Annotated in this window: 24 protein-coding genes; 19 read left to right on the top strand and 5 right to left on the bottom strand. The window is 33.6% G+C overall.

Annotation, left to right across the window (positions count from 1 at the left end):
* Nucleotides 1-11: 11 nt before the first annotated feature.
* The 9 genes from nagB (at nucleotide 12) to IDG66_RS13355 (ending at nucleotide 8,364) form a co-directional block, all read left to right on the top strand.
* Complete coding sequence (gene nagB / locus IDG66_RS13315; protein ID WP_000866415.1) at nucleotides 12-770, top strand: glucosamine-6-phosphate deaminase; 759 nt, start codon at nucleotides 12-14, stop codon at nucleotides 768-770.
* A gap of 76 nt (nucleotides 771-846) precedes the next feature.
* Nucleotides 847-1,479 (top strand): 3-hexulose-6-phosphate synthase, encoded by a 633-nt coding sequence (gene hxlA / locus IDG66_RS13320; protein ID WP_000422864.1) that lies wholly within the window; start codon nucleotides 847-849, stop codon nucleotides 1,477-1,479.
* Between the two features lies 1 nt (nucleotide 1,480).
* Nucleotides 1,481-2,029: a 6-phospho-3-hexuloisomerase gene (gene hxlB / locus IDG66_RS13325; protein ID WP_000807389.1), complete on the top strand. Its 549-nt coding sequence runs from the start codon at nucleotides 1,481-1,483 to the stop codon at nucleotides 2,027-2,029.
* A gap of 112 nt (nucleotides 2,030-2,141) precedes the next feature.
* Nucleotides 2,142-2,789 carry an HAD family hydrolase gene (locus IDG66_RS13330; RefSeq protein WP_000667095.1) on the top strand — a complete coding sequence of 216 codons (648 nt, stop codon included), beginning with the start codon at nucleotides 2,142-2,144 and terminating at the stop codon, nucleotides 2,787-2,789.
* 501 nt (nucleotides 2,790-3,290) lie between these two features.
* Nucleotides 3,291-4,691, top strand: a complete 1,401-nt coding sequence (locus tag IDG66_RS13335; RefSeq protein ID WP_000347058.1) for an MFS transporter — start codon at nucleotides 3,291-3,293, stop codon at nucleotides 4,689-4,691.
* 543 nt (nucleotides 4,692-5,234) lie between these two features.
* Nucleotides 5,235-6,611, top strand: coding sequence for a long-chain fatty acid--CoA ligase (locus tag IDG66_RS13340; protein ID WP_001100835.1), 1,377 nt, complete (start codon nucleotides 5,235-5,237; stop codon nucleotides 6,609-6,611).
* Nucleotide 6,612: 1 nt separating this feature from the next.
* Nucleotides 6,613-7,752 (top strand): thiolase family protein, encoded by a 1,140-nt coding sequence (locus IDG66_RS13345; RefSeq protein WP_001070676.1) that lies wholly within the window; start codon nucleotides 6,613-6,615, stop codon nucleotides 7,750-7,752.
* Entirely contained in the window at nucleotides 7,727-8,092 is a 366-nt protein-coding gene (locus IDG66_RS13350) for a protein VraC (protein ID WP_001165058.1), read from the top strand. The genes IDG66_RS13345 and IDG66_RS13350 overlap by 26 nt, the downstream gene beginning before the upstream one ends.
* Before the next feature lie 2 nt (nucleotides 8,093-8,094).
* Complete coding sequence (locus IDG66_RS13355; RefSeq protein ID WP_000671099.1) at nucleotides 8,095-8,364, top strand: hypothetical protein; 270 nt, start codon at nucleotides 8,095-8,097, stop codon at nucleotides 8,362-8,364.
* 200 nt (nucleotides 8,365-8,564) lie between these two features.
* On the opposite strand, the gene vraX is transcribed toward IDG66_RS13355, so the two are convergent.
* Both vraX and thiD read right to left on the bottom strand, forming a co-directional pair.
* On the bottom strand, nucleotides 8,565-8,732 hold the full coding sequence (gene vraX / locus IDG66_RS13360; RefSeq protein WP_000587958.1) for a C1q-binding complement inhibitor VraX: 168 nt from the start codon (nucleotides 8,730-8,732) through the stop codon (nucleotides 8,565-8,567).
* A 506-nt stretch (nucleotides 8,733-9,238) separates the two neighbouring features.
* On the bottom strand, nucleotides 9,239-10,069 hold the full coding sequence (gene thiD, locus IDG66_RS13365; RefSeq protein WP_001185462.1) for a bifunctional hydroxymethylpyrimidine kinase/phosphomethylpyrimidine kinase: 831 nt from the start codon (nucleotides 10,067-10,069) through the stop codon (nucleotides 9,239-9,241).
* A 183-nt stretch (nucleotides 10,070-10,252) separates the two neighbouring features.
* On the opposite strand from thiD, the gene IDG66_RS13370 reads away from it, so the two are divergent.
* The 4 genes from IDG66_RS13370 to IDG66_RS13385 all read left to right on the top strand — a co-directional run bounded on the left by IDG66_RS13370 (nucleotide 10,253) and on the right by IDG66_RS13385 (nucleotide 13,396).
* Nucleotides 10,253-10,909 (top strand): uracil-DNA glycosylase, encoded by a 657-nt coding sequence (locus tag IDG66_RS13370; RefSeq protein WP_000455256.1) that lies wholly within the window; start codon nucleotides 10,253-10,255, stop codon nucleotides 10,907-10,909.
* On the top strand, nucleotides 10,910-11,290 hold the full coding sequence (locus IDG66_RS13375) for a DUF5327 family protein (protein WP_000934516.1): 381 nt from the start codon (nucleotides 10,910-10,912) through the stop codon (nucleotides 11,288-11,290).
* A gap of 132 nt (nucleotides 11,291-11,422) precedes the next feature.
* Nucleotides 11,423-11,791: a DUF423 domain-containing protein gene (locus IDG66_RS13380; RefSeq protein ID WP_000765183.1), complete on the top strand. Its 369-nt coding sequence runs from the start codon at nucleotides 11,423-11,425 to the stop codon at nucleotides 11,789-11,791.
* Nucleotides 11,792-11,911: 120 nt separating this feature from the next.
* Nucleotides 11,912-13,396, top strand: a complete 1,485-nt coding sequence (locus IDG66_RS13385; RefSeq protein ID WP_000412522.1) for an APC family permease — start codon at nucleotides 11,912-11,914, stop codon at nucleotides 13,394-13,396.
* Nucleotides 13,397-13,536: 140 nt separating this feature from the next.
* Here the strand turns inward: IDG66_RS13385 and IDG66_RS13390 are convergent, their stop codons facing one another.
* From IDG66_RS13390 to hemQ, 3 genes are all read right to left on the bottom strand, one after another.
* Nucleotides 13,537-13,989: a threonine/serine exporter family protein gene (locus IDG66_RS13390; protein ID WP_000498572.1), complete on the bottom strand. Its 453-nt coding sequence runs from the start codon at nucleotides 13,987-13,989 to the stop codon at nucleotides 13,537-13,539.
* A 12-nt stretch (nucleotides 13,990-14,001) separates the two neighbouring features.
* Nucleotides 14,002-14,766, bottom strand: coding sequence for a threonine/serine exporter family protein (locus IDG66_RS13395; RefSeq protein WP_000354088.1), 765 nt, complete (start codon nucleotides 14,764-14,766; stop codon nucleotides 14,002-14,004).
* Nucleotides 14,767-15,314: 548 nt separating this feature from the next.
* The gene (gene hemQ, locus IDG66_RS13400; RefSeq protein WP_000075714.1) at nucleotides 15,315-16,067 is read right to left on the bottom strand and encodes a hydrogen peroxide-dependent heme synthase; all 753 of its coding nucleotides are present in this window, start codon (nucleotides 16,065-16,067) and stop codon (nucleotides 15,315-15,317) included.
* 167 nt (nucleotides 16,068-16,234) lie between these two features.
* Here hemQ and pta point away from each other — a divergent pair, with 167 nt between their 5' ends.
* From pta to IDG66_RS13430, 6 genes are all read left to right on the top strand, one after another.
* Complete coding sequence (gene pta, locus IDG66_RS13405) at nucleotides 16,235-17,221, top strand: phosphate acetyltransferase (protein WP_000774282.1); 987 nt, start codon at nucleotides 16,235-16,237, stop codon at nucleotides 17,219-17,221.
* 2 nt (nucleotides 17,222-17,223) lie between these two features.
* Nucleotides 17,224-18,060: a lipoate--protein ligase family protein gene (locus IDG66_RS13410; protein ID WP_000362357.1), complete on the top strand. Its 837-nt coding sequence runs from the start codon at nucleotides 17,224-17,226 to the stop codon at nucleotides 18,058-18,060.
* Between the two features lie 586 nt (nucleotides 18,061-18,646).
* A complete protein-coding gene (gene mvk / locus IDG66_RS13415; RefSeq protein WP_000197034.1) occupies nucleotides 18,647-19,567 on the top strand; it encodes a mevalonate kinase in 921 nt (306 codons plus the stop codon).
* A 4-nt stretch (nucleotides 19,568-19,571) separates the two neighbouring features.
* Nucleotides 19,572-20,555 carry a diphosphomevalonate decarboxylase gene (gene mvaD, locus IDG66_RS13420; protein WP_000597335.1) on the top strand — a complete coding sequence of 328 codons (984 nt, stop codon included), beginning with the start codon at nucleotides 19,572-19,574 and terminating at the stop codon, nucleotides 20,553-20,555.
* Nucleotides 20,556-20,567: 12 nt separating this feature from the next.
* Nucleotides 20,568-21,644, top strand: coding sequence for a phosphomevalonate kinase (locus tag IDG66_RS13425; protein WP_000616883.1), 1,077 nt, complete (start codon nucleotides 20,568-20,570; stop codon nucleotides 21,642-21,644).
* Between the two features lie 176 nt (nucleotides 21,645-21,820).
* Nucleotides 21,821-22,162, top strand: coding sequence for a YuzB family protein (locus IDG66_RS13430; RefSeq protein ID WP_000798967.1), 342 nt, complete (start codon nucleotides 21,821-21,823; stop codon nucleotides 22,160-22,162).
* Nucleotides 22,163-22,211: the final 49 nt, after the last annotated feature.

Consider the following 22,211-nt stretch of genomic DNA (forward strand, 5'->3'; position numbering starts at 1 on the left):
GCATGTAAACAATGAAAGTATTAAACTTAGGATCGAAAAAACAAGCATCATTCTATGTTGCATGTGAGTTATATAAAGAGATGGCATTTAATCAGCACTGTAAACTTGGTTTAGCAACTGGTGGTACAATGACAGATTTGTATGAGCAACTTGTTAAGTTATTAAATAAAAATCAGTTAAACGTAGACAATGTATCCACGTTTAATTTAGACGAATATGTAGGTTTAACCGCATCACATCCGCAAAGTTATCACTATTATATGGATGACATGCTTTTCAAACAATATCCTTATTTTAATAGAAAGAACATTCATATTCCAAATGGAGATGCCGATGATATGAATGCGGAAGCGTCAAAATATAATGACGTTTTAGAACAACAAGGTCAACGTGATATTCAAATTTTAGGTATTGGAGAAAATGGTCATATTGGATTTAATGAACCTGGTACGCCGTTTGACAGCGTTACTCATATCGTTGATTTGACTGAAAGTACTATTAAGGCTAATAGTCGATATTTTAAAAACGAAGATGATGTTCCAAAGCAAGCCATTTCGATGGGACTTGCTAATATTCTTCAAGCCAAACGTATCATTTTACTCGCATTTGGTGAAAAGAAACGTGCTGCTATTACACATTTATTAAATCAGGAAATTTCTGTTGATGTTCCAGCCACATTACTTCACAAACACCCGAATGTTGAGATATATTTAGACGACGAAGCTTGCCCGAAAAATGTTGCGAAAATTCATGTCGATGAAATGGATTGATTGCAATGTTTAATTAAGAAATGCCTCGGGAAAGGTTCCAATAGAAAGATAAAAAGCATTGGAAGGATGATTTTTAGTGGAATTACAATTAGCAATTGATTTATTAAACAAAGAAGACGCGGCTGAGTTAGCAAATAAAGTAAAAGATTATGTAGATATCGTAGAAATCGGTACGCCAATCATTTACAACGAAGGTTTACCAGCAGTTAAACATATGGCAGACAACATTAGTAATGTAAAAGTATTAGCAGACATGAAAATTATGGATGCAGCTGATTATGAAGTTAGCCAAGCAATTAAATTTGGCGCGGATGTAATTACAATACTAGGTGTTGCAGAAGATGCATCAATTAAAGCAGCTATTGAAGAAGCTCATAAAAATAATAAACAATTACTAGTTGATATGATTGCTGTTCAAGATTTAGAAAAACGTGCAAAAGAACTAGATGAAATGGGTGCGGATTATATTGCAGTACACACTGGTTATGATTTACAAGCAGAAGGGCAATCACCATTAGAAAGTTTAAGAACCGTTAAATCTGTTATTAAAAATTCTAAAGTTGCAGTAGCAGGTGGAATTAAACCAGATACAATTAAAGAAATTGTCGCTGAAAGTCCTGATCTTGTTATTGTTGGTGGCGGAATCGCAAATGCAGATGATCCAGTAGAAGCTGCAAAACAATGTCGCGCTGCAATCGAAGGTAAGTAATATGGCTGAATTTAGTGACTATCAATTAATTCTAGATGAATTAAAGATGACTTTGTCACATGTTGAAGCGGATGAGTTTTCAACGTTTGCATCCAAAATACTACATGCTGAACATATATTTGTAGCTGGTAAAGGACGTTCAGGATTCGTGGCGAATAGTTTTGCAATGCGCTTAAATCAGCTCGGCAAACAGGCACATGTTGTTGGAGAATCAACGACACCTGCGATTAAGTCGAATGATGTATTTGTAATTATCTCTGGTTCAGGTTCCACGGAACATTTAAGATTATTAGCAGACAAAGCAAAATCAGTAGGTGCTGACATCGTATTAATTACTACAAATAAAGATTCTGCAATAGGCAATCTAGCTGGGACGAACATCGTTTTGCCTGCAGGTACAAAATATGATGAACAAGGCTCGGCACAACCATTAGGAAGTTTGTTTGAACAAGCATCTCAATTATTTTTAGATAGTGTTGTAATGGGATTGATGACTGAAATGAATGTTACGGAACAAACGATGCAACAAAATCATGCTAATTTAGAATAAAATAAAGATAGTCGATAATATGATGCCTAGGCAGAAATATTATCGATTATTTTTTTATTTAAATAATAAATTATAGTATAATATCAATAATAAACGAATAGGGGTGTTAATATTGAAGTTTGACAATTATATTTTTGATTTTGATGGTACGTTGGCAGACACGAAAAAATGTGGTGAAGTAGCAACACAAAGTGCATTTAAAGCATGTGGCTTAACGGAACCATCATCTAAAGAAATAACGCATTATATGGGAATACCTATTGAAGAATCATTTTTAAAATTAGCAGACCGACCATTAGATGAAGCAGCATTAGCAAAGTTAATCGATACATTTAGACATACATATCAATCTATTGAAAAGGACTATATTTATGAATTTGCGGGTATAACTGAAGCCATTACAAGTTTGTATAACCAAGGGAAAAAACTTTTCGTGGTGTCTAGTAAGAAGAGTGATGTATTAGAAAGAAATTTATCGGCTATTGGATTAAATCACTTGATTACCGAAGCTGTTGGATCCGATCAAGTAAGTGCATATAAACCAAATCCTGAAGGCATACACACAATTGTGCAACGCTACAATTTAAATAGCCAACAAACGGTTTATATTGGTGATTCAACATTTGATGTTGAGATGGCGCAACATGCTGGTGTACCATCTGCAGCAGTAACATGGGGAGCACATGATGCAAGGTCATTACTTCATTCAAATCCGGATTTTATAATCAATGATCCATCAGAAATTAATACAGTATTATAAAATTTGTTAAAACAGAGAATACCATGGTTAAAATGCATATTCATAAATATTAGATTATACATAGAAATATTTCGCTTTAGATTAGGAATTTAAAATAAATATTTATTAAACATTATGAATTTTTAAAGAGTAATGTCTGACTCGTTGATCATTTATTTTTGTAAAAATAAATTAAAGTAATGACAAAGTTATTGAAGTAAATTGAGTATAAACATTTAAATACGATGTCGAAAATGGCGATAGCATATGACTTACATGAAGTTGTGTGCTATCGCTATTTTTAGTTATAATTCCAAAAAGTTAATCGTTCGATGATTTAAGAATTATTATTGTTTAATTCAAATGTATGAGGGTATAAAATCATTGAATTTAATTCGATAAAGCGAAATTTTTGAACAAACATACTTTTGTATTTATATAAAAGTTTTAATTCTTATAAATTTGACAAAACTAATTAACTCCGTATAATTATGAAACATACAAGAGGGAGTGTATGAATTCATGGATTTTAATAAAGAGAATATTAACATGGTGGATGCAAAGAAAGCTAAAAAAACCGTTGTTGCAACCGGTATCGGTAATGCAATGGAATGGTTCGATTTTGGTGTCTATGCATATACAACTGCGTACATTGGAGCGAACTTCTTCTCTCCAGTAGAGAATGCAGACATTCGACAAATGTTGACTTTCGCAGCATTAGCCATTGCGTTTTTATTAAGACCAATTGGTGGTGTCGTATTTGGTATTATTGGTGACAAATATGGACGTAAAGTTGTATTAACATCTACAATTATTTTAATGGCATTTTCAACATTAACCATTGGATTATTGCCAAGCTATGATCAAATTGGACTTTGGGCACCAATACTATTATTGCTTGCAAGAGTACTACAAGGGTTTTCAACAGGTGGAGAGTATGCGGGGGCAATGACATATGTTGCCGAATCATCTCCAGATAAGCGTCGTAACTCATTAGGTAGTGGACTAGAAATTGGGACATTATCAGGTTACATAGCTGCTTCAATTATGATTGCTGTATTAACATTCTTTTTAACAGATGAACAAATGGCATCATTTGGTTGGAGAATCCCATTCTTACTCGGTTTATTCCTAGGATTATTCGGCTTATATTTACGTCGTAAGCTGGAAGAATCACCAGTTTTCGAAAATGATGTTGCAACACAACCAGAAAGAGATAACATTAACTTTTTACAAATCATCAGATTTTATTACATAGATATATTTGTATGTTTTGTAGCTGTTGTATTCTTCAATGTTACAAACTATATGGTAACTGCATATTTACCAACCTATTTAGAACAAGTTATTAAATTAGATGCAACGACAACAAGTGTATTAATTACTTGTGTCATGGCAATAATGATTCCATTAGCATTAATGTTTGGTAAGTTAGCGGATAAAATAGGTGAAAAGAAAGTATTTCTAATTGGTACTGGTGGGCTAACATTATTCAGTATCATCGCATTTATGTTATTACATTCACAATCATTTGTTGTAATAGTAATCGGTATATTTATATTAGGATTTTTCTTATCAACTTACGAAGCGACAATGCCAGGGTCGTTACCAACGATGTTTTACAGTCATATAAGATATCGAACTTTATCAGTAACATTTAATATCTCTGTTTCGATATTTGGTGGTACGACGCCATTAGTTGCAACATGGTTAGTTACGAAAACTGGAGATCCATTAGCACCTGCGTATTATTTAACAGCAATCAGTGTTATTGGCTTTTTAGTTATTACATTCTTACATTTAAGTACAGCAGGAAAATCTCTAAAAGGTTCGTATCCAAATGTAGATAACGAGCAAGATAGAGCTTATTATGCAGAACATCCAAAAGAAGCATTATGGTGGGTTAAAGAACGTAAGAATTAGAGATTTTAATAAAAAGTATAAATCAATCGTATATAAGCACTTTAAAGCTAGTAGGTTCTGCTAACTTTAAAGTGCTTTTTAAATTGAGAACTGTAATTAGCCGTAATAAAGTTTTTGTATATACATAAACCCCCACTGCAATGATTATCGCAATGGGGGAAAGAGGGGACTTAAAGCATATGTTTAGCTTTGAATACTTAAAATTCTCTTGCTATTGAAATGTTAGGATGTAAATATGTCTTAGAGTATTTTGTCCAACGCAATTAATATTGAGACTCTAACCTTCAATATTATTATAGAGAACACAAACTTAAATAGATTGGGTGACTTATTTGTGTCAGTTATTGCGATTGCGATAACTTCTTTTCTCTATATACATATAATAACGTCTTATCTAATAAAAAACATGGTACTACAGTATCAAATTTATCTAGGGCTTAAGTTTGATTTTTATAATAGGCAGGTTTACCTGATAAAAATACTTATTCATTATATAATGTTAACAATATGTATTTTAAAGTTTACATTGAGTGAGGGATATTGATGAACGTAATTTTAGAACAGTTGAAAACACATACTCAAAATAAACCTAATGACATAGCATTACATATCGATGATGAAACAATTACATATAGTCAACTAAATGCCCGCATCACTAGCGCAGTTGAATCTTTGCAGAAATATTCACTTAACCCTGTCGTTGCTATTAATATGAAATCACCGGTGCAAAGTATTATTTGTTATTTAGCTTTGCATCGTTTACATAAAGTGCCTATGATGATGGAAGGTAAATGGCAAAGTACTATACATCGTCAATTGATTGAAAAATATGGTATTAAAGATGTAATTGGAGATACAGGTCTCATGCAGAATATAGACTCACCGATGTTTATTGATTCAACGCAATTACAGCACTACCCCAATTTATTACATATTGGTTTTACTTCAGGGACAACTGGACTGCCAAAAGCATATTATCGTGATGAAGATTCATGGTTGGCTTCTTTTGAAGTTAATGAAATGTTGATGTTAAAAAATGAAAATGCAATAGCAGCCCCTGGACCACTATCGCACTCGTTAACATTATATGCGTTATTGTTTGCTTTAAGTTCCGGTCGTACTTTTATAGGACAGACCACTTTTCATCCTGAAAAGTTACTTAATCAATGTCATAAAATATCATCATACAAAGTTGCTATGTTTCTTGTTCCAACGATGATTAAATCATTATTGTTAGTTTACAACAATGAACATACAATCCAATCATTTTTTAGCAGTGGAGATAAGCTGCATTCTTCTATTTTTAAAAAGATAAAAAATCAAGCAAATGACATAAATTTGATTGAATTTTTTGGTACATCGGAAACCAGTTTTATCAGCTATAACTTGAATCAGCAAGCACCAGTTGAATCAGTAGGTGTGCTATTTCCAAATGTGGAATTGAAAACAACGAATCACGATCACAATGGTATAGGAACTATTTGTATAAAAAGTAATATGATGTTTAGTGGCTATGTAAGTGAACAATGTATAAATAATGATGAATGGTTTGTTACTAATGATAATGGCTATGTAAAAGAGCAGTATTTATATTTAACGGGACGTCAACAGGATATGTTAATTATTGGTGGTCAAAATATATATCCAGCACATGTTGAACGCCTTTTAACGCAATCTTCGAGCATTGATGAAGCAATTATCATCGGTATTCCAAATGAGCGTTTTGGTCAAATAGGCGTATTGCTTTATTCTGGTGATGTGACACTTACACATAAAAATGTAAAACAATTTTTAAAAAAGAAAGTGAAACGCTATGAAATTCCATCGATGATTCATCATGTAGAAAAGATGTATTACACTGCAAGTGGTAAAATTGCTAGAGAAAAAATGATGTCGATGTATTTGAGAGGTGAATTATAATATGAATCAAGCAGTCATAGTTGCAGCTAAACGAACTGCATTTGGGAAATATGGTGGCACTTTAAAACATTTAGAGCCAGAACAATTGCTTAAACCTTTATTCCAACATTTTAAAGAGAAGTATCCAGAGGTAATATCTAAAATAGATGATGTAGTTTTAGGTAATGTTGTTGGGAATGGTGGAAATATTGCAAGAAAAGCATTGCTTGAAGCGGGGCTTAAAGATTCAATACCTGGCGTCACAATCGATCGGCAATGTGGGTCTGGACTTGAAAGTGTTCAATATGCATGTCGCATGATCCAAGCCGGAGCTGGCAAGGTATATATTGCAGGTGGTGTTGAAAGTACAAGTCGAGCACCTTGGAAAATCAAACGACCGCATTCTGTGTACGAAACAGCATTACCTGAGTTTTATGAGCGTGCATCATTTGCACCTGAAATGAGCGACCCATCAATGATTCAAGGTGCTGAAAATGTGGCCAAGATGTATGATGTTTCAAGAGAATTACAAGATGAATTTGCTTATCGAAGTCATCAATTGACAGCGGAAAATGTAAAGAATGGAAATATTTCTCAGGAAATATTACCTATAACCGTTAAAGGAGAAATATTCAACACTGATGAAAGTCTAAAATCACATATTCCGAAAGATAACTTTGGCCGATTTAAGCCCGTGATCAAAGGTGGGACCGTTACCGCTGCGAATAGTTGTATGAAAAATGATGGTGCAGTTTTATTGCTTATTATGGAAAAAGATATGGCATACGAATTAGGTTTCGAGCATGGTTTATTATTTAAAGATGGTGTTACGGTAGGTGTTGATTCTAATTTTCCTGGCATTGGTCCAGTACCAGCCATTTCCAACTTACTAAAAAGAAATCAATTAACGATAGAAAATATTGAAGTCATTGAAATTAACGAAGCGTTCAGTGCACAGGTAGTTGCCTGCCAACAAGCTTTAAATATTTCAAATACGCAATTAAATATATGGGGTGGTGCATTAGCATCAGGTCATCCATACGGTGCAAGCGGTGCCCAATTAGTGACTCGATTATTTTATATGTTTGACAAAGAGACTATGATTGCATCTATGGGGATAGGGGGAGGTCTAGGAAATGCAGCATTATTTACTCGATTCTAACCAGCGATTAAATGTGTCATTTTCTAAGGATAGTGTGGCTGCATATTATCAGTGTTTTAACCAACCTTATAGAAAAGAAGTACCACCATTAATGTGTGCGTCATTATGGCCAAAATTTGATTTATTTAAAAAATATGCAAATAGCGAACTGATTTTAACAAAATCAGCAATTAATCAAACTCAAAAGATAGAAGTAGACACAATATATGTAGGGCATTTAGAAGATATTGAATGCCGACAGACTCGCAATATCACACGTTATACAATGGCTTTAACATTAACTAAAAATGATCAACATGTCATAACGGTTACACAAACTTTTATTAAGGCGATGAAGTAGAGATGAAGTTTAATGAGATATGGATAAATGAATATTTGGCGCTCGTAAATGATGATAATCCAATACATAATGAGATTGTGCCAGGACAATTAGTGAGTCAAATGATGCTGATGGCTATGTCATTAGAGACAAACCAGTGTCAAATTAACTACGTTAAACCTATTTTAATAAATGAAAATATCGAATTCATTGAACAACACGAACACGAAATTATAGCAATTAATGACGATGGAGAGATTAAAATAAAAATTTCTTTGAGCACAAAAAAATAACCGATATTAGCTGCATGAACGCATATTAATTAGGAGATGAAAGGACAGCTAATATCAGTTATGTATTGTTATTATTATTGGGAACAGAGATGAATATAGGTTACGTTTCTTTCTTTGCACGGGGATGCATTAATCTAAAATAATAATAACAACTATATCAATGTTTAATAAATTCTGGATTATTGGAACGATTAGTCAATTTAACTAACTTTCATATGATCTATATCGTCTTGTAATAAAGAGAGCAATTTGAATATTTCAGTATCACTAAATGAATCGTCACATTTAATTGAAACATGCTGAAACGTTTTGGTTATAATTTCATAAACTGGTGCGCCTTCATGGTGATACTGTCGATAAATAATCATAACCTATATTACCTCCTTTGCTACTCTATGGTTATATTATAAATAACATTTTTATGTGTGACATCAACCTTAAGTATCAACTTTTTATCAGACATAGAACGTATGATTTACTAAGACTATTTATGTATAAAAGTTCTAAATAAATATATATTTATAGAGTCGTCTGGCAGTCATTTGGGAAATATAACATATATGATTAGAGAGGCATCTATCGCAAAAGAATGATAATGATAGAGGTATTGAGCATATAGATGAGTTTAAGTTCATCTTGAAAATAAAGGGTTATTTAGTCATAGATGTAGATGTATAGGAAATATTTGTATGTATTGTTCGATATGTATGAAATTTTCAATAAAAGCTAATAACGCTTATATGTAACTTTCAAATTTAAATTATATACAGAGCATGATGATTATAAAAAAATAACCACATCACATAAATTGAGTTCATACCCAATTTAAGTGGTGTGGCTAATAATGTTGATTTATAGATGAACCGCCTAATCGTTAAACCTCTGTTACTTCAACATCGATATGTTCAATACGGTTGTATGCACCGTGATCCACAGGACCAACAAAATCATTCATTTTCCAACCGTTTTTAATAGCAGAAGCGACGAAAGCTTTCGCGCTAATCACAGCTTCTTTCGGTGACTTACCGTTAGCTAAATATGCAGTTGTTGCCGCAGCAAATGTACAACCAGCACCATGGTTATAACTTTGTTGGAACATGTCTGTTGTTAGTTGATAAAATGTTTGACCATCATAGTATAAGTCATACGATTTATCTTGATCTAAAGCTTTGCCACCTTTAATGATGACATGCTGTGCGCCTTTATCAAAGATAATTGTTGCAGCCTTTTTCATATCTTCAATTGAATTTAATTTACCTAATCCTGATAATTGACCCGCTTCAAATAAGTTTGGTGTCACTACCGTTGCTTTAGGTAGTAAATATTTAATCATCGCCTCAGTATTTCCAGGATTAAGCACTTCATCTTCGCCTTTACAAACCATGACAGGATCTACTACAAAATATTGTGCATTAGATGCCTCATATACTTCTCCAGCACGTTTGATTATCTCCTCAGTACCTAACATACCTGTTTTAATAGCATCAGGTCCGATTGATAAAGCCGTTTCAAGTTGCTTTTCAAATACGTCCATAGGTAATGGTGTGACATCGTGTGACCATGTATCTTTATCCATAGTAACGATGGCAGTTAAAGCGACCATGCCATACGTATCTAATTCTTGGAACGTTTTCAAATCTGCTTGCATACCTGCGCCAGCACTTGTGTCAGAACCGGCAATTGTTAAAACTTTCTTTAAAGCCATTGAGCTTCACTCCTACATAATAATATTGTATTCATCATATCATTTTTAACCTAATTGAAAAATATTAAGCATTCAATATTTGATGATTGTTGAAATGAATCATTCATACTATTGTAACTTTTGAAAATGTCATTCACTTTAGATAAGTGTGATATGTTAAAATATGTCCTGAGGTGAGATTGAATGGAATGGTCGCAAATTTTTCATGACATAACAACGAAACATGACTTTAAAGCTATGCATGATTTTTTAGAAAAAGAATATTCGACTGCAATCGTATACCCTGATAGGGAAAATATATATCAAGCGTTTGATTTAACACCGTTTGAAAATATCAAAGTTGTTATATTAGGACAAGACCCGTATCATGGTCCAAACCAAGCACATGGATTAGCATTTTCAGTGCAACCTAACGCAAAATTCCCTCCATCTTTACGTAATATGTATAAAGAATTAGCAGATGATATTGGATGCGTTAGACAAACACCGCATTTACAAGATTGGGCAAGAGAAGGCGTCTTGTTATTGAATACAGTTTTAACCGTAAGACAGGGTGAAGCAAATTCTCATCGTGATATTGGTTGGGAAACATTTACTGATGAAATTATTAAAGCAGTGTCTGATTATAAAGAACATGTTGTCTTTATTTTGTGGGGGAAACCTGCACAGCAAAAAATAAAGCTTATCGATACATCTAAACATTGTATTATAAAATCAGTGCATCCTAGTCCACTGTCTGCATATAGAGGATTCTTTGGATCAAAACCGTATTCCAAAGCGAATGCCTATTTAGAGTCAGTAGGAAAATCACCAATTAATTGGTGTGAAAGTGAGGCGTAGATGTTGAATAGAGAAACTTTAATAGCACGAATTGAGCAAGAATTAGTACAAGCAGAGCAGGCACAGCATGACCATGACTTTGAAAAACATATGTATGCCATACATATATTAACATCTTTATATGCTTCAACATCAAATACACCACATATTGGTGAACAACAAATGAATCGTCGTATTGCTAACCATAATCAAATGCCACAATCACAAATAACGCAGCCAACTCATCAAGTGACAGCTGCTGAAATTGAAGCGATGGGTGGTAAAGTAAATACGCATTCAGCACATCATCATAATAAGTCATATTCACAACCTTCAAACCAACAACAAAGATTAGCGACAGATGATGACATTGGCAATGGTGAATCCATATTTGATTTTTAAAAAGCAACAATGAAACATAATTACTTAATAGCTTGTTAAGTATGTAGGTTAATAATCAAGACGCATATACTTTTATTCGAGTGTTCGGATTTAAACATTTATTAATACTGAATTATATAAGGAGAGGTAGCAATGAAATTATTTATTATTTTAGGTGCATTAAACGCGATGATGGCTGTCGGAACAGGTGCATTTGGTGCGCATGGTTTACAAGGAAAAATAAGTGATCACTATTTATCAGTATGGGAAAAAGCAACGACGTATCAAATGTACCATGGCTTAGCATTATTAATTATAGGTGTAATTAGTGGTACAACTTCAATCAATGTTAACTGGGCTGGCTGGTTAATATTTGCTGGTATTATTTTCTTTAGTGGATCATTATATATTTTAGTATTAACTCAAATTAAAGTTTTAGGTGCGATTACGCCAATTGGTGGCGTATTGTTCATCATTGGATGGATAATGTTAATCATTGCGACATTCAAATTTGCTGGTTAAATTTTAAAACTTTAGATTACCTATGTAACTAAACATTAAATTTTTAATAAAAATAATCAAGAAAAAGAGTTACAAACTCATCTTTTGGGTATAGAATACCTTCGAGGTGAGTTTTTATTTATGGAAAAAAAGAATAAGCAAATAGATAGAGGCGATTTAAAACAAAACCTATCTGAAAAGTTTGTATGGGCGATTGCATATGGTTCATGTATCGGATGGGGCGCATTCATCTTACCAGGAGACTGGATTAAGCAGTCAGGTCCGATTGCAGCATCAATTGGTATAGTTATTGGTACATTATTAATGATATTAATTGCGGTTAGTTATGGCGCATTAGTAGAGAGATTTCCAGTATCAGGGGGCGCGTTTGCCTTTAGTTTCTTAAGTTTCGGCAGATATGTGAGTTTCTTCTCATCATGGTTTTTAACTTTTGGTTATGTCTGTGTCGTTGCTTTAAATGCGACCGCATTCAGTTTACTAGTTAAATTCTTATTGCCAGATGTCTTAAATAATGGGAAACTATACACCATTGCGGGCTGGGACGTTTATATTACGGAAATCATTATTGCGACCGTATTACTACTTGTATTCATGCTAGTAACGATTCGTGGCGCAAGTGTATCTGGATCATTACAATATTATTTCTGTGTGGCGATGGTAATCGTCGTATTATTGATGTTCTTTGGTTCATTCTTTGGTAATAATTTTGCACTTGAAAATTTACAACCGTTAGCTGAACCTAGCAAAGGATGGTTAGTGTCTATTGTGGTTATTGTATCCGTGGCACCATGGGCATATGTTGGATTTGATAATATTCCACAAACAGCAGAAGAGTTTAACTTTGCACCAAACAAGACATTTAAGCTTATCGTGTACAGTTTATTAGCAGCATCATTAACTTATGTTGTCATGATTTTATACACTGGTTGGTTATCAACAAGTCATCAAAGTTTAAATGGGCAGTTGTGGTTAACAGGTGCTGTTACACAAACAGCATTTGGTTATATTGGATTAGGTGTATTAGCAATTGCAATTATGATGGGTATATTTACTGGTTTAAATGGATTCTTGATGAGTTCAAGTCGCTTGTTATTTTCTATGGGACGTTCAGGTATTATGCCAACAATGTTTAGTAAATTACATAGTAAATACAAAACACCATATGTCGCAATCATATTCCTAGTAGGTGTGTCGTTAATTGCACCTTGGCTAGGAAGAACTGCATTGACTTGGATTGTAGATATGTCATCTACAGGTGTATCCATTGCCTACTTTATTACATGTTTGTCTGCAGCGAAATTATTCAGTTATAACAAACAAAGTAATACGTATGCACCGGTTTACAAAACGTTTGCTATTATCGGCTCATTTGTATCATTCATTTTCTTAGCGTTGTTATTAGTGCCAGGTTCTCCTGCAGCACTGACTGCACCGTCTTATATTGCATTACTTGGATGGTTAATCATCGGTTTAATATTCTTTGTGATTCGATATCCTAAATTGAAAAATATGGATAATGATGAATTAAGTCGCTTGATTTTAAATAGAAGTGAAAATGAAGTTGATGATATGATTGAAGAACCTGAAAAAGAAAAAACTAAATAATAAAAGAATCGCACAATATACCTTCTTCATTCGGAGGCGTATCGTGCGATTTTTTGTATTATAAATTGACATTTAAGACGAGGCAGCTGAACCTTATATATAATTGCTAATAGTTTGGGCTGAGCCAATTCTAACAATATTTATAATCGTTTAAAAGATTTCACGAACCCAGAAACAATTAATTTAGAAATTTGGTCGGCGAATAATAAACCTAATGCGATGGCTCCTGCAATAAGTGTTACTTCTAACATTGTATTTATTGCTGTGCTGAAATTTAATAAGACTAAATTTTTTGTAGCATCGTATGCTAAGCCACCAGGTACTAATGGAATGATACCCGTTACCATAAAAATGATGGCAGGTTCTTTTTGTTTACGAGCCATATAATGACTTAACAAGCCTAATGCTAAACTACCAAAGAAACTAGAGTATATAGTGTGCACATTAAAGCCGTTGAAGAATAAGGTGTAAACCATCCATCCACATGTACCAACGAAACCACATGATAGATATAATTTTCTAGGTGCATCAAAAATGACGCAGAAGAACATTGAAGCTAAAAAGCTAAAGATAAAGTTTAAGATCCAAAACATAGTCTGATACTCCTATACTAAAATTAATACGCTACCAACGCCAGCACCGATGCCAAACGCAGTAACCAATGCTTCTAATGATTTCGTTGTGAACATCAACATGTGTCCACCAAATAAATCTTGTATTGCGTTTGTTATTAATACACCAGGAACAATAGGCATGACTGCTGCAATGATAATAGTTGCCAAGTCACCTGTTGGGATAAGTGTATGTCCAATAACGGCGATAATCCCAATAACTAATGAACCAATGAATTCTGGGATAAACTGTGCATGTAACTTGCGATCTAAAATCTCAGTGACTAGGTATCCTAGACTACCTGCTAATATCGCAGTTAAAACATCAATCAATCTACCACCTTGTAAATATAAGAAACTCATTGCAATCATTGCTGCAGCAAAACCTTTAAAGGGAAGACTGCTGTCACGCTTAGCAACATATATTTTTTCAAGTTGCGTTTTTGCTTCGGCTAAAGAAATTTCATTGTTTGTAATTTGACGCGAAATTTTATTAGCTTGCGAAATTTTTATTAAGTTTGTATCTCGAGAGGTAATTCTAAATATTCTAGGAAACGATTCCGAATGTAACGTAAACTGGATGACAGTGTTTGTAACAAAGCTGTTACTTTCACTGTAACCAAGTTTTTTTGCAATACGTGTCATGGTATCTTCTACACGCGTACCTTCTGCACCAGATTCTAATAGTATGCGAGCAGCAAGCATGACAACGTCTTTGATAAGTACCTCTTGTTTGTATTCTTCTGAATTTATGTCCATTTCATCACCATTGTTTATAAGAATTTAATACTCATTATAGTTTATACACTATAAAATAACCACATGAGCTTTTTGATAAGTTGTTATTGATTTTAAAAAACTAATATTTGATACTATTGTAATAATAATCATCGGAATTTTTAGTAGTTAAAATTCTCTTGAAGTATAAAAAGGAAAAATTATTGAAAAAAATTCGACAAAAATATGTTTCAAATATTTCAAATAGGTTAAAATAATATTAGTTAACCATTACAAAAATTGTATAGAGTAGCGACTGTATAATTTCTATTGAGGTTAACGTTTATATGTAGTGATAGTAGTTAAAGTTCTCCCAAGGAAGACTACTCGGGTACACTTTGCTATGAGCAAAGTGTACTTTGTTATTGATAATACATTAGCACATATATATAAGTTTAAACATACAGATTTCAACTATTTACCAAATCACGTCTTATGTATACGGGAATATACTGAAGATAAACGAAAAATTCCAAGCTTAAACCGATAAGCTTGGAATTTTTTTATTAATTTATAAACGTACCAATGTATTAAGAAATCGCAAAGAATTGATCGAATTCGTTTGTGTTAATAAGATGTCCTACAAAGAAACTACCGAATTCACCGTATCGTGCTGTTGTTTCATCAAAGCGCATTTCGTATACAATTTTTTTGAATTGTAATACGTCATCTGAGAACAATGTTACGCCCCATTCGAAATCATCAAACCCTACAGAACCAGTAATAAATTGTTTGATTTTGCCAGCATATTTTCTACCAATCATACCATGGTCATACATTAATTTTTGGCGTTCTTCCATAGTTAACATGTACCAGTTATAAGTTTCATTACGACGTTTGTTCATTGGATAGAAACAAATATAATCAGAATGTGGTAATTCTGGGTATAATCTTGCTTTGATATGAGGGTTCTCATAAGGATCTTCATCAGATTTACCAGCTAAATAATTGCTCAATTCAATGACTGATACATATGAATATGTAGGGATTAAGAAGTCAGCAATGCGCAATTTGTTAAATTCATTTTCAATATGATTTAAAGACTTCATTTCAGGACGTAAGAACCATAATAACAAATCTGCTTTTTGACCAGTTATATTATAAATAGCTTGATCACCAGATTTTGATGATCTTACAGTTGCTGTATTTTCTAAAAATGATTGAAATTCAGTGACAAGTGCATCGCGTTCGTCCTTTGGAACTAGACGTAATGATGCCCAATCAACTGCATAAAATAAATGTAGACTATACCAACCATCTAATGTTTCGGCTGCTTGACTCATGTTTATCGCTCCTTTTCAAAAATCATCAGTTCTTTATAAATTTTATCATAAAGCAAAGGGGTAACGATAAAATTATGATTACAAATTGGTGACGTGGCATTATGAAATAAAATGGCGTATAATTATACCGTGAATGATTAATAAGATTTATATTACAGGAGGACATTATGGCTGATTTATTAAATGTATTAAAAGACAAACTTTCTGGTAAAAACGTTAAAATCGTATTACCTGAAGGAGAGGACGAACGTGTTCTAACAGCTGCAACACAATTACAAGCAACAGATTATGTTACACCAATCGTGTTAGGTGATGAGACTAAGGTTCAATCTTTAGCGCAAAAACTTGATCTTGATATTTCTAATATTGAATTAATTAATCCTGCGACAAGTGAATTGAAAGCTGAATTAGTTCAATCATTTGTTGAACGACGTAAAGGTAAAGCGACTGAAGAACAAGCACAAGAATTATTAAACAATGTGAACTACTTCGGTACAATGCTTGTTTATGCTGGTAAAGCAGATGGTTTAGTTAGTGGTGCAGCACATTCAACAGGAGACACTGTGCGTCCAGCTTTACAAATCATCAAAACGAAACCAGGTGTATCAAGAACATCAGGTATCTTCTTTATGATTAAAGGTGATGTACAATACATCTTTGGTGATTGTGCAATCAATCCAGAACTTGATTCACAAGGACTTGCAGAAATTGCAGTAGAAAGTGCAAAATCAGCATTAAGCTTTGGCATGGATCCAAAAGTTGCAATGTTAAGCTTTTCAACAAAAGGGTCTGCTAAATCAGACGACGTGACAAAAGTTCAAGAAGCTGTCAAATTAGCACAACAAAAAGCTGAAGAAGAAAAATTAGAAGCAATCATTGATGGCGAATTCCAATTTGATGCTGCGATTGTACCAGGTGTTGCTGAGAAAAAAGCGCCAGGTGCTAAATTACAAGGTGATGCAAATGTCTTTGTATTCCCAAGTTTAGAAGCTGGTAATATTGGTTACAAAATTGCACAACGTTTAGGTGGATATGATGCAGTTGGTCCAGTATTACAAGGTTTAAATTCTCCAGTAAATGACTTGTCACGTGGCTGCTCAATTGAAGATGTATACAATCTTTCAATTATCACAGCAGCGCAAGCCTTACAATAACGATGGATTTAGCGAGTAAATATTTTAATGGCGTCAACTGGCGATATATCGATCATTCTTCTGGATTAGAACCTATGCAATCTTTCGCATTCGATGATACATTTTGCGAAAGTGTGGGCAAAGATATATCAGATAATGTTGTGCGTACTTGGATTCATCAACATACTGTTATTCTTGGTATTCATGATTCAAGATTGCCGTTTTTAAAAGATGGCATTGATTATTTAACGAATGAGATTGGTTATAATGCCATTGTTAGAAATTCTGGTGGCTTAGGTGTCGTTCTAGATCAAGGTGTATTAAATATATCGCTGATGTTCAAAGGACAAACAGAAACAACGATTGATGAAGCGTTTACTGTGATGTACCTCTTAATTAGCAAAATGTTCGAAAATGAGAATGTTGATATTGATACGATGGAAATTGAACATTCTTATTGCCCAGGAAAATTTGACTTAAGTATCGATGGTAAGAAATTTGCAGGCATATCGCAACGAAGAGTTAGAGGCGGTATTGCTGTACAAATTTATCTTTGTGTTGAAGGCTCTGGTTCAGAACGTGCATTGATGATGCAAACATTTTATGAACATGCTTTAAAAGGTGAAGTGACTAAATTTAAATATCCTGAAATTGAACCATCTTGTATGGCCTCATTAGAGACATTGCTTAACAAAACGATTACTGTTCAAGATGTAATGTTTTTACTATTATATGCAATCAAAGATCTTGGCGGTGTATTAAATATGACGCCAATTACTCAAGAAGAATGGCAAAGATACGATACGTATTTTGATAAAATGATTGAAAGAAACAAGAAAATGATAGATCAAATGCAATAGTTAAATATTTAACAGCCCCTTTCAAGTTATCGTTTGGGGCTGTTATTTTTGAAAGTATCCATAAAAAGCATAAATATGTTATTGACCTAATATTTAAATTGAACATCATTAAATTAAAAGTAATGATATGATGGAAATAATAAATTTAATAAGAAAATTTCATGTTTTACGTATTAAATAGATTGAGAATAGGGTATATATAATGCGTATGACTATGAAAGAAACGACCTTCTATTGAAATGTTCTAATACTTTAGTAGTAAATCTATATATTCCAATTATTATTTGTAGTATTATAGTTAGGGTGGAAAATTATAAATTGTAGGGCTATTTTATAAAAAGATAAAGAATCTGAAATATCACTCGATAAGATTTAAACTTTGAAGTAAACGAAAGTTAGTTTTATACTAATCAAGTTAAGTCAAATATAAATTCAAAATAAAGATTATACATAATATGAATAATGTGAGATAAAGACTGCAATGAAATTTAACGCGAATGCGTATGCAACTTAGAATATGATGTCTTTTACTAATAAATAAAAATAATGAATCAAGTATAGGATAAATATAAAAGGTGATATTGACATGACAAGAAAAGGATATGGGGAATCGACAGGTAAGATTATTTTAATAGGAGAACATGCTGTTACATTTGGAGAGCCTGCTATTGCAGTACCGTTTAACGCAGGTAAAATCAAAGTTTTAATAGAAGCCTTAGAGAGCGGGAACTATTCGTCTATTAAAAGCGATGTTTACGATGGTATGTTATATGATGCGCCTGACCATCTTAAGTCTTTGGTGAACCGTTTTGTAGAATTAAATAATATTACAGAGCCGCTAGCAGTAACGATCCAAACGAATTTACCACCATCACGTGGATTAGGATCGAGTGCAGCTGTCGCGGTTGCTTTTGTTCGTGCAAGTTATGATTTTTTAGGGAAATCATTAACGAAAGAAGAACTCATTGAAAAGGCTAATTGGGCAGAGCAAATTGCACATGGTAAACCAAGTGGTATTGATACGCAAACGATTGTATCAGGCAAACCAGTTTGGTTCCAAAAAGGTCATGCTGAAACGTTGAAAACGTTAAGTTTAGACGGCTATATGGTTGTTATAGATACTGGTGTGAAAGGTTCAACAAGACAAGCAGTAGAAGATGTTCATAAACTTTGTGAGGACCCTCAGTACATGTCACATGTAAAACATATCGGTAAGTTAGTTTTACGTGCGAGTGATGTGATTGAACATCATAACTTTGAAGCCTTAGCGGATATTTTTAATGAATGTCATGCGGATTTAAAGGCGTTGACAGTTAGTCATGATAAAATAGAACAATTAATGAAAATTGGTAAAGAAAATGGTGCGATTGCTGGAAAACTTACTGGCGCTGGTCGTGGTGGAAGTATGTTATTGCTTGCCAAAGATTTACCAACAGCGAAAAATATTGTAAAAGCTGTAGAAAAAGCTGGTGCAGCACATACTTGGATTGAGAATTTAGGAGGTTAATGCGTTGATTAAAAGTGGCAAAGCACGTGCACATACGAATATTGCACTTATAAAATATTGGGGTAAAAAAGATGAAGCACTAATCATTCCAATGAATAATAGCATATCTGTTACATTAGAAAAATTTTACACTGAAACGAAAGTCACTTTTAACGACCAGTTAACACAGGATCAATTTTGGTTGAATGGTGAAAAGGTTAGTGGCAAAGAATTAGAGAAAATTTCAAAATATATGGATATTGTCAGAAATAGAGCTGGCATCGATTGGTATGCAGAAATTGAAAGCGACAATTTTGTACCAACAGCAGCAGGGTTGGCTTCATCGGCAAGCGCATATGCAGCTTTAGCAGCAGCTTGTAATCAAGCGCTAGACATGCAGCTGTCAGATAAGGATTTATCGAGATTGGCGCGAATTGGTTCGGGTTCTGCGTCGCGTAGTATTTATGGTGGATTTGCAGAATGGGAAAAAGGGTATAGTGATGAGACGTCATATGCCGTTCCACTTGAATCGAATCATTTTGAAGATGACCTTGCCATGATATTTGTTGTGATTAATCAACATTCTAAAAAGGTACCTAGTCGATATGGTATGTCATTGACACGAAACACATCAAGGTTTTATCAATATTGGTTAGATCATATTGATGAAGATTTAGCTGAAGCAAAAGCAGCGATTCAAGACAAAGATTTTAAACGCCTTGGTGAAGTAATTGAAGAAAATGGTTTGCGTATGCATGCCACGAATCTAGGATCAACACCGCCGTTCACATATCTTGTGCAAGAAAGTTATGATGTCATGGCGCTTGTTCACGAATGCCGAGAAGCGGGGTATCCGTGTTATTTTACAATGGATGCGGGACCTAATGTGAAAATACTTGTAGAAAAGAAAAACAAGCAACAGATTATAGATAAATTATTAACACAGTTTGATAATAACCAAATTATTGATAGTGACATTATTGCCACAGGAATTGAAATAATTGAGTAAGGAAGAGATAAAATGATTCAGGTCAAAGCACCCGGAAAACTTTATATTGCTGGAGAATATGCTGTAACAGAACCAGGATATAAATCTGTACTTATTGCGTTAGATCGTTTTGTAACTGCTACTATTGAAGAAGCAGACCAATATAAAGGTACCATTCATTCAAAAGCATTACATCATAACCCAGTTACATTTAGTAGAGATGAAGATAGTATTGTCATTTCAGATCCACATGCAGCAAAACAATTAAATTATGTGGTCACAGCTATTGAAATATTTGAACAATACGCGAAAAGTTGCGATATAGCGATGAAGCATTTTCATCTGACTATTGATAGTAATTTAGATGATTCAAATGGTCATAAATATGGATTAGGTTCAAGTGCAGCAGTACTTGTGTCAGTTATAAAAGTATTAAATGAATTTTATGATATGAAGTTATCTAATTTATACATTTATAAACTAGCAGTGATTGCAAATATGAAGTTACAAAGTTTAAGTTCATGCGGAGATATTGCTGTGAGTGTATATAGTGGATGGTTAGCGTATAGTACTTTTGATCATGAATGGGTTAAGCATCAAATTGAAGATACTACGGTTGAAGAAGTTTTAATCAAAAACTGGCCTGGATTGCACATCGAACCATTGCAAGCACCTGAAAATATGGAAGTACTTATCGGTTGGACTGGCTCACCGGCGTCATCACCACACTTTGTTAGCGAAGTGAAACGTTTGAAATCAGATCCTTCATTTTACGGTGACTTCTTAGAAGATTCACATCATTGTGTTGAAAAACTTATTCATGCTTTTAAAACAAATAACATTAAAGGTGTGCAAAAGATGGTGCGTCAGAATCGTACAATTATTCAACGTATGGATAAAGAAGCTACAGTTGATATAGAAACTGAAAAGCTAAAATATTTGTGTGATATTGCTGAAAAGTATCACGGCGCATCTAAAACATCAGGCGCTGGTGGTGGAGACTGTGGTATTACAATTATCAATAAAGATGTAGATAAAGAAAAAATTTATGATGAATGGACAAAACATGGTATTAAACCATTAAAATTTAATATTTATCATGGGCAATAAATGATTTGATAGGGGAGCAATCATCTAATTTAATTAGAAGATAAATGCTCCATTTTTTATTGCCAGCCGTGTTACGTATCTTGAAAAAAATATTAAAAAGAGTAAAATAGATAGAGTTAACGAAAAAATTAATGAAATCGACGATATAGATATGATAAAGAAAGGTGGGTAGCAATATGAAAAATACATTCCTTATTTGTGATGAATGTCAGGCAGTCAATATAAGAACGTTACAAAAGAAGTTGGAAAAATTAGATCCCGATGCTGAAATCGTGATAGGTTGTCAATCTTATTGTGGACCTGGACGCCGAAAAACATTCACTTTTGTTAATAACCGCCCACTGGCTGCGCTTACTGAAGAAGAATTAATCGAAAAAGTTTCTCAACAATTAAAGAAACCACGTGATCCTGAAGAAGAAGAGCGTTTAAGAAAACGACATGAAGAACGTAAACGTCGTAAAGAAGAACAAGATAGAAAGCTTAAAGAAAAATTAGAAAAGCGAAAAGCACAACAATAAAGCCTGATGGCAGCATCATTCAATGCGTGCCACCAGGTTTTTATGTTTT

It is taken from the genome of Staphylococcus sp. EG-SA-18 (assembly GCF_017151825.1).
Classification (GTDB): domain Bacteria; phylum Bacillota; class Bacilli; order Staphylococcales; family Staphylococcaceae; genus Staphylococcus; species Staphylococcus aureus.

Bases quoted from the DNA above. Each gene is read 5' to 3' on its own strand.
- nagB (WP_000866415.1), top strand. From the start codon at position 12: ATGAAAGTATTAAACTTAGGATCGAAAAAACAAGCATCATTCTATGTT.
- hxlB (WP_000807389.1), top strand. From the start codon at position 1,481: ATGGCTGAATTTAGTGACTATCAATTAATTCTAGATGAATTAAAGATG.
- IDG66_RS13335 (WP_000347058.1), top strand. From the start codon at position 3,291: ATGGATTTTAATAAAGAGAATATTAACATGGTGGATGCAAAGAAAGCT.
- IDG66_RS13340 (WP_001100835.1), top strand. From the start codon at position 5,235: ATGAACGTAATTTTAGAACAGTTGAAAACACATACTCAAAATAAACCT.
- IDG66_RS13345 (WP_001070676.1), top strand. From the start codon at position 6,613: ATGAATCAAGCAGTCATAGTTGCAGCTAAACGAACTGCATTTGGGAAA.
- IDG66_RS13350 (WP_001165058.1), top strand. From the start codon at position 7,727: ATGCAGCATTATTTACTCGATTCTAACCAGCGATTAAATGTGTCATTT.
- IDG66_RS13355 (WP_000671099.1), top strand. From the start codon at position 8,095: ATGAAGTTTAATGAGATATGGATAAATGAATATTTGGCGCTCGTAAAT.
- vraX (WP_000587958.1), bottom strand. From the start codon at position 8,732: ATGATTATTTATCGACAGTATCACCATGAAGGCGCACCAGTTTATGAA.
- thiD (WP_001185462.1), bottom strand. From the start codon at position 10,069: ATGGCTTTAAAGAAAGTTTTAACAATTGCCGGTTCTGACACAAGTGCT.
- IDG66_RS13370 (WP_000455256.1), top strand. From the start codon at position 10,253: ATGGAATGGTCGCAAATTTTTCATGACATAACAACGAAACATGACTTT.
- IDG66_RS13375 (WP_000934516.1), top strand. From the start codon at position 10,910: ATGTTGAATAGAGAAACTTTAATAGCACGAATTGAGCAAGAATTAGTA.
- IDG66_RS13380 (WP_000765183.1), top strand. From the start codon at position 11,423: ATGAAATTATTTATTATTTTAGGTGCATTAAACGCGATGATGGCTGTC.
- IDG66_RS13385 (WP_000412522.1), top strand. From the start codon at position 11,912: ATGGAAAAAAAGAATAAGCAAATAGATAGAGGCGATTTAAAACAAAAC.
- IDG66_RS13390 (WP_000498572.1), bottom strand. From the start codon at position 13,989: ATGTTTTGGATCTTAAACTTTATCTTTAGCTTTTTAGCTTCAATGTTC.
- IDG66_RS13395 (WP_000354088.1), bottom strand. From the start codon at position 14,766: ATGGACATAAATTCAGAAGAATACAAACAAGAGGTACTTATCAAAGAC.
- hemQ (WP_000075714.1), bottom strand. From the start codon at position 16,067: ATGAGTCAAGCAGCCGAAACATTAGATGGTTGGTATAGTCTACATTTA.
- pta (WP_000774282.1), top strand. From the start codon at position 16,235: ATGGCTGATTTATTAAATGTATTAAAAGACAAACTTTCTGGTAAAAAC.
- IDG66_RS13410 (WP_000362357.1), top strand. From the start codon at position 17,224: ATGGATTTAGCGAGTAAATATTTTAATGGCGTCAACTGGCGATATATC.
- mvk (WP_000197034.1), top strand. From the start codon at position 18,647: ATGACAAGAAAAGGATATGGGGAATCGACAGGTAAGATTATTTTAATA.
- IDG66_RS13425 (WP_000616883.1), top strand. From the start codon at position 20,568: ATGATTCAGGTCAAAGCACCCGGAAAACTTTATATTGCTGGAGAATAT.
- IDG66_RS13430 (WP_000798967.1), top strand. From the start codon at position 21,821: ATGAAAAATACATTCCTTATTTGTGATGAATGTCAGGCAGTCAATATA.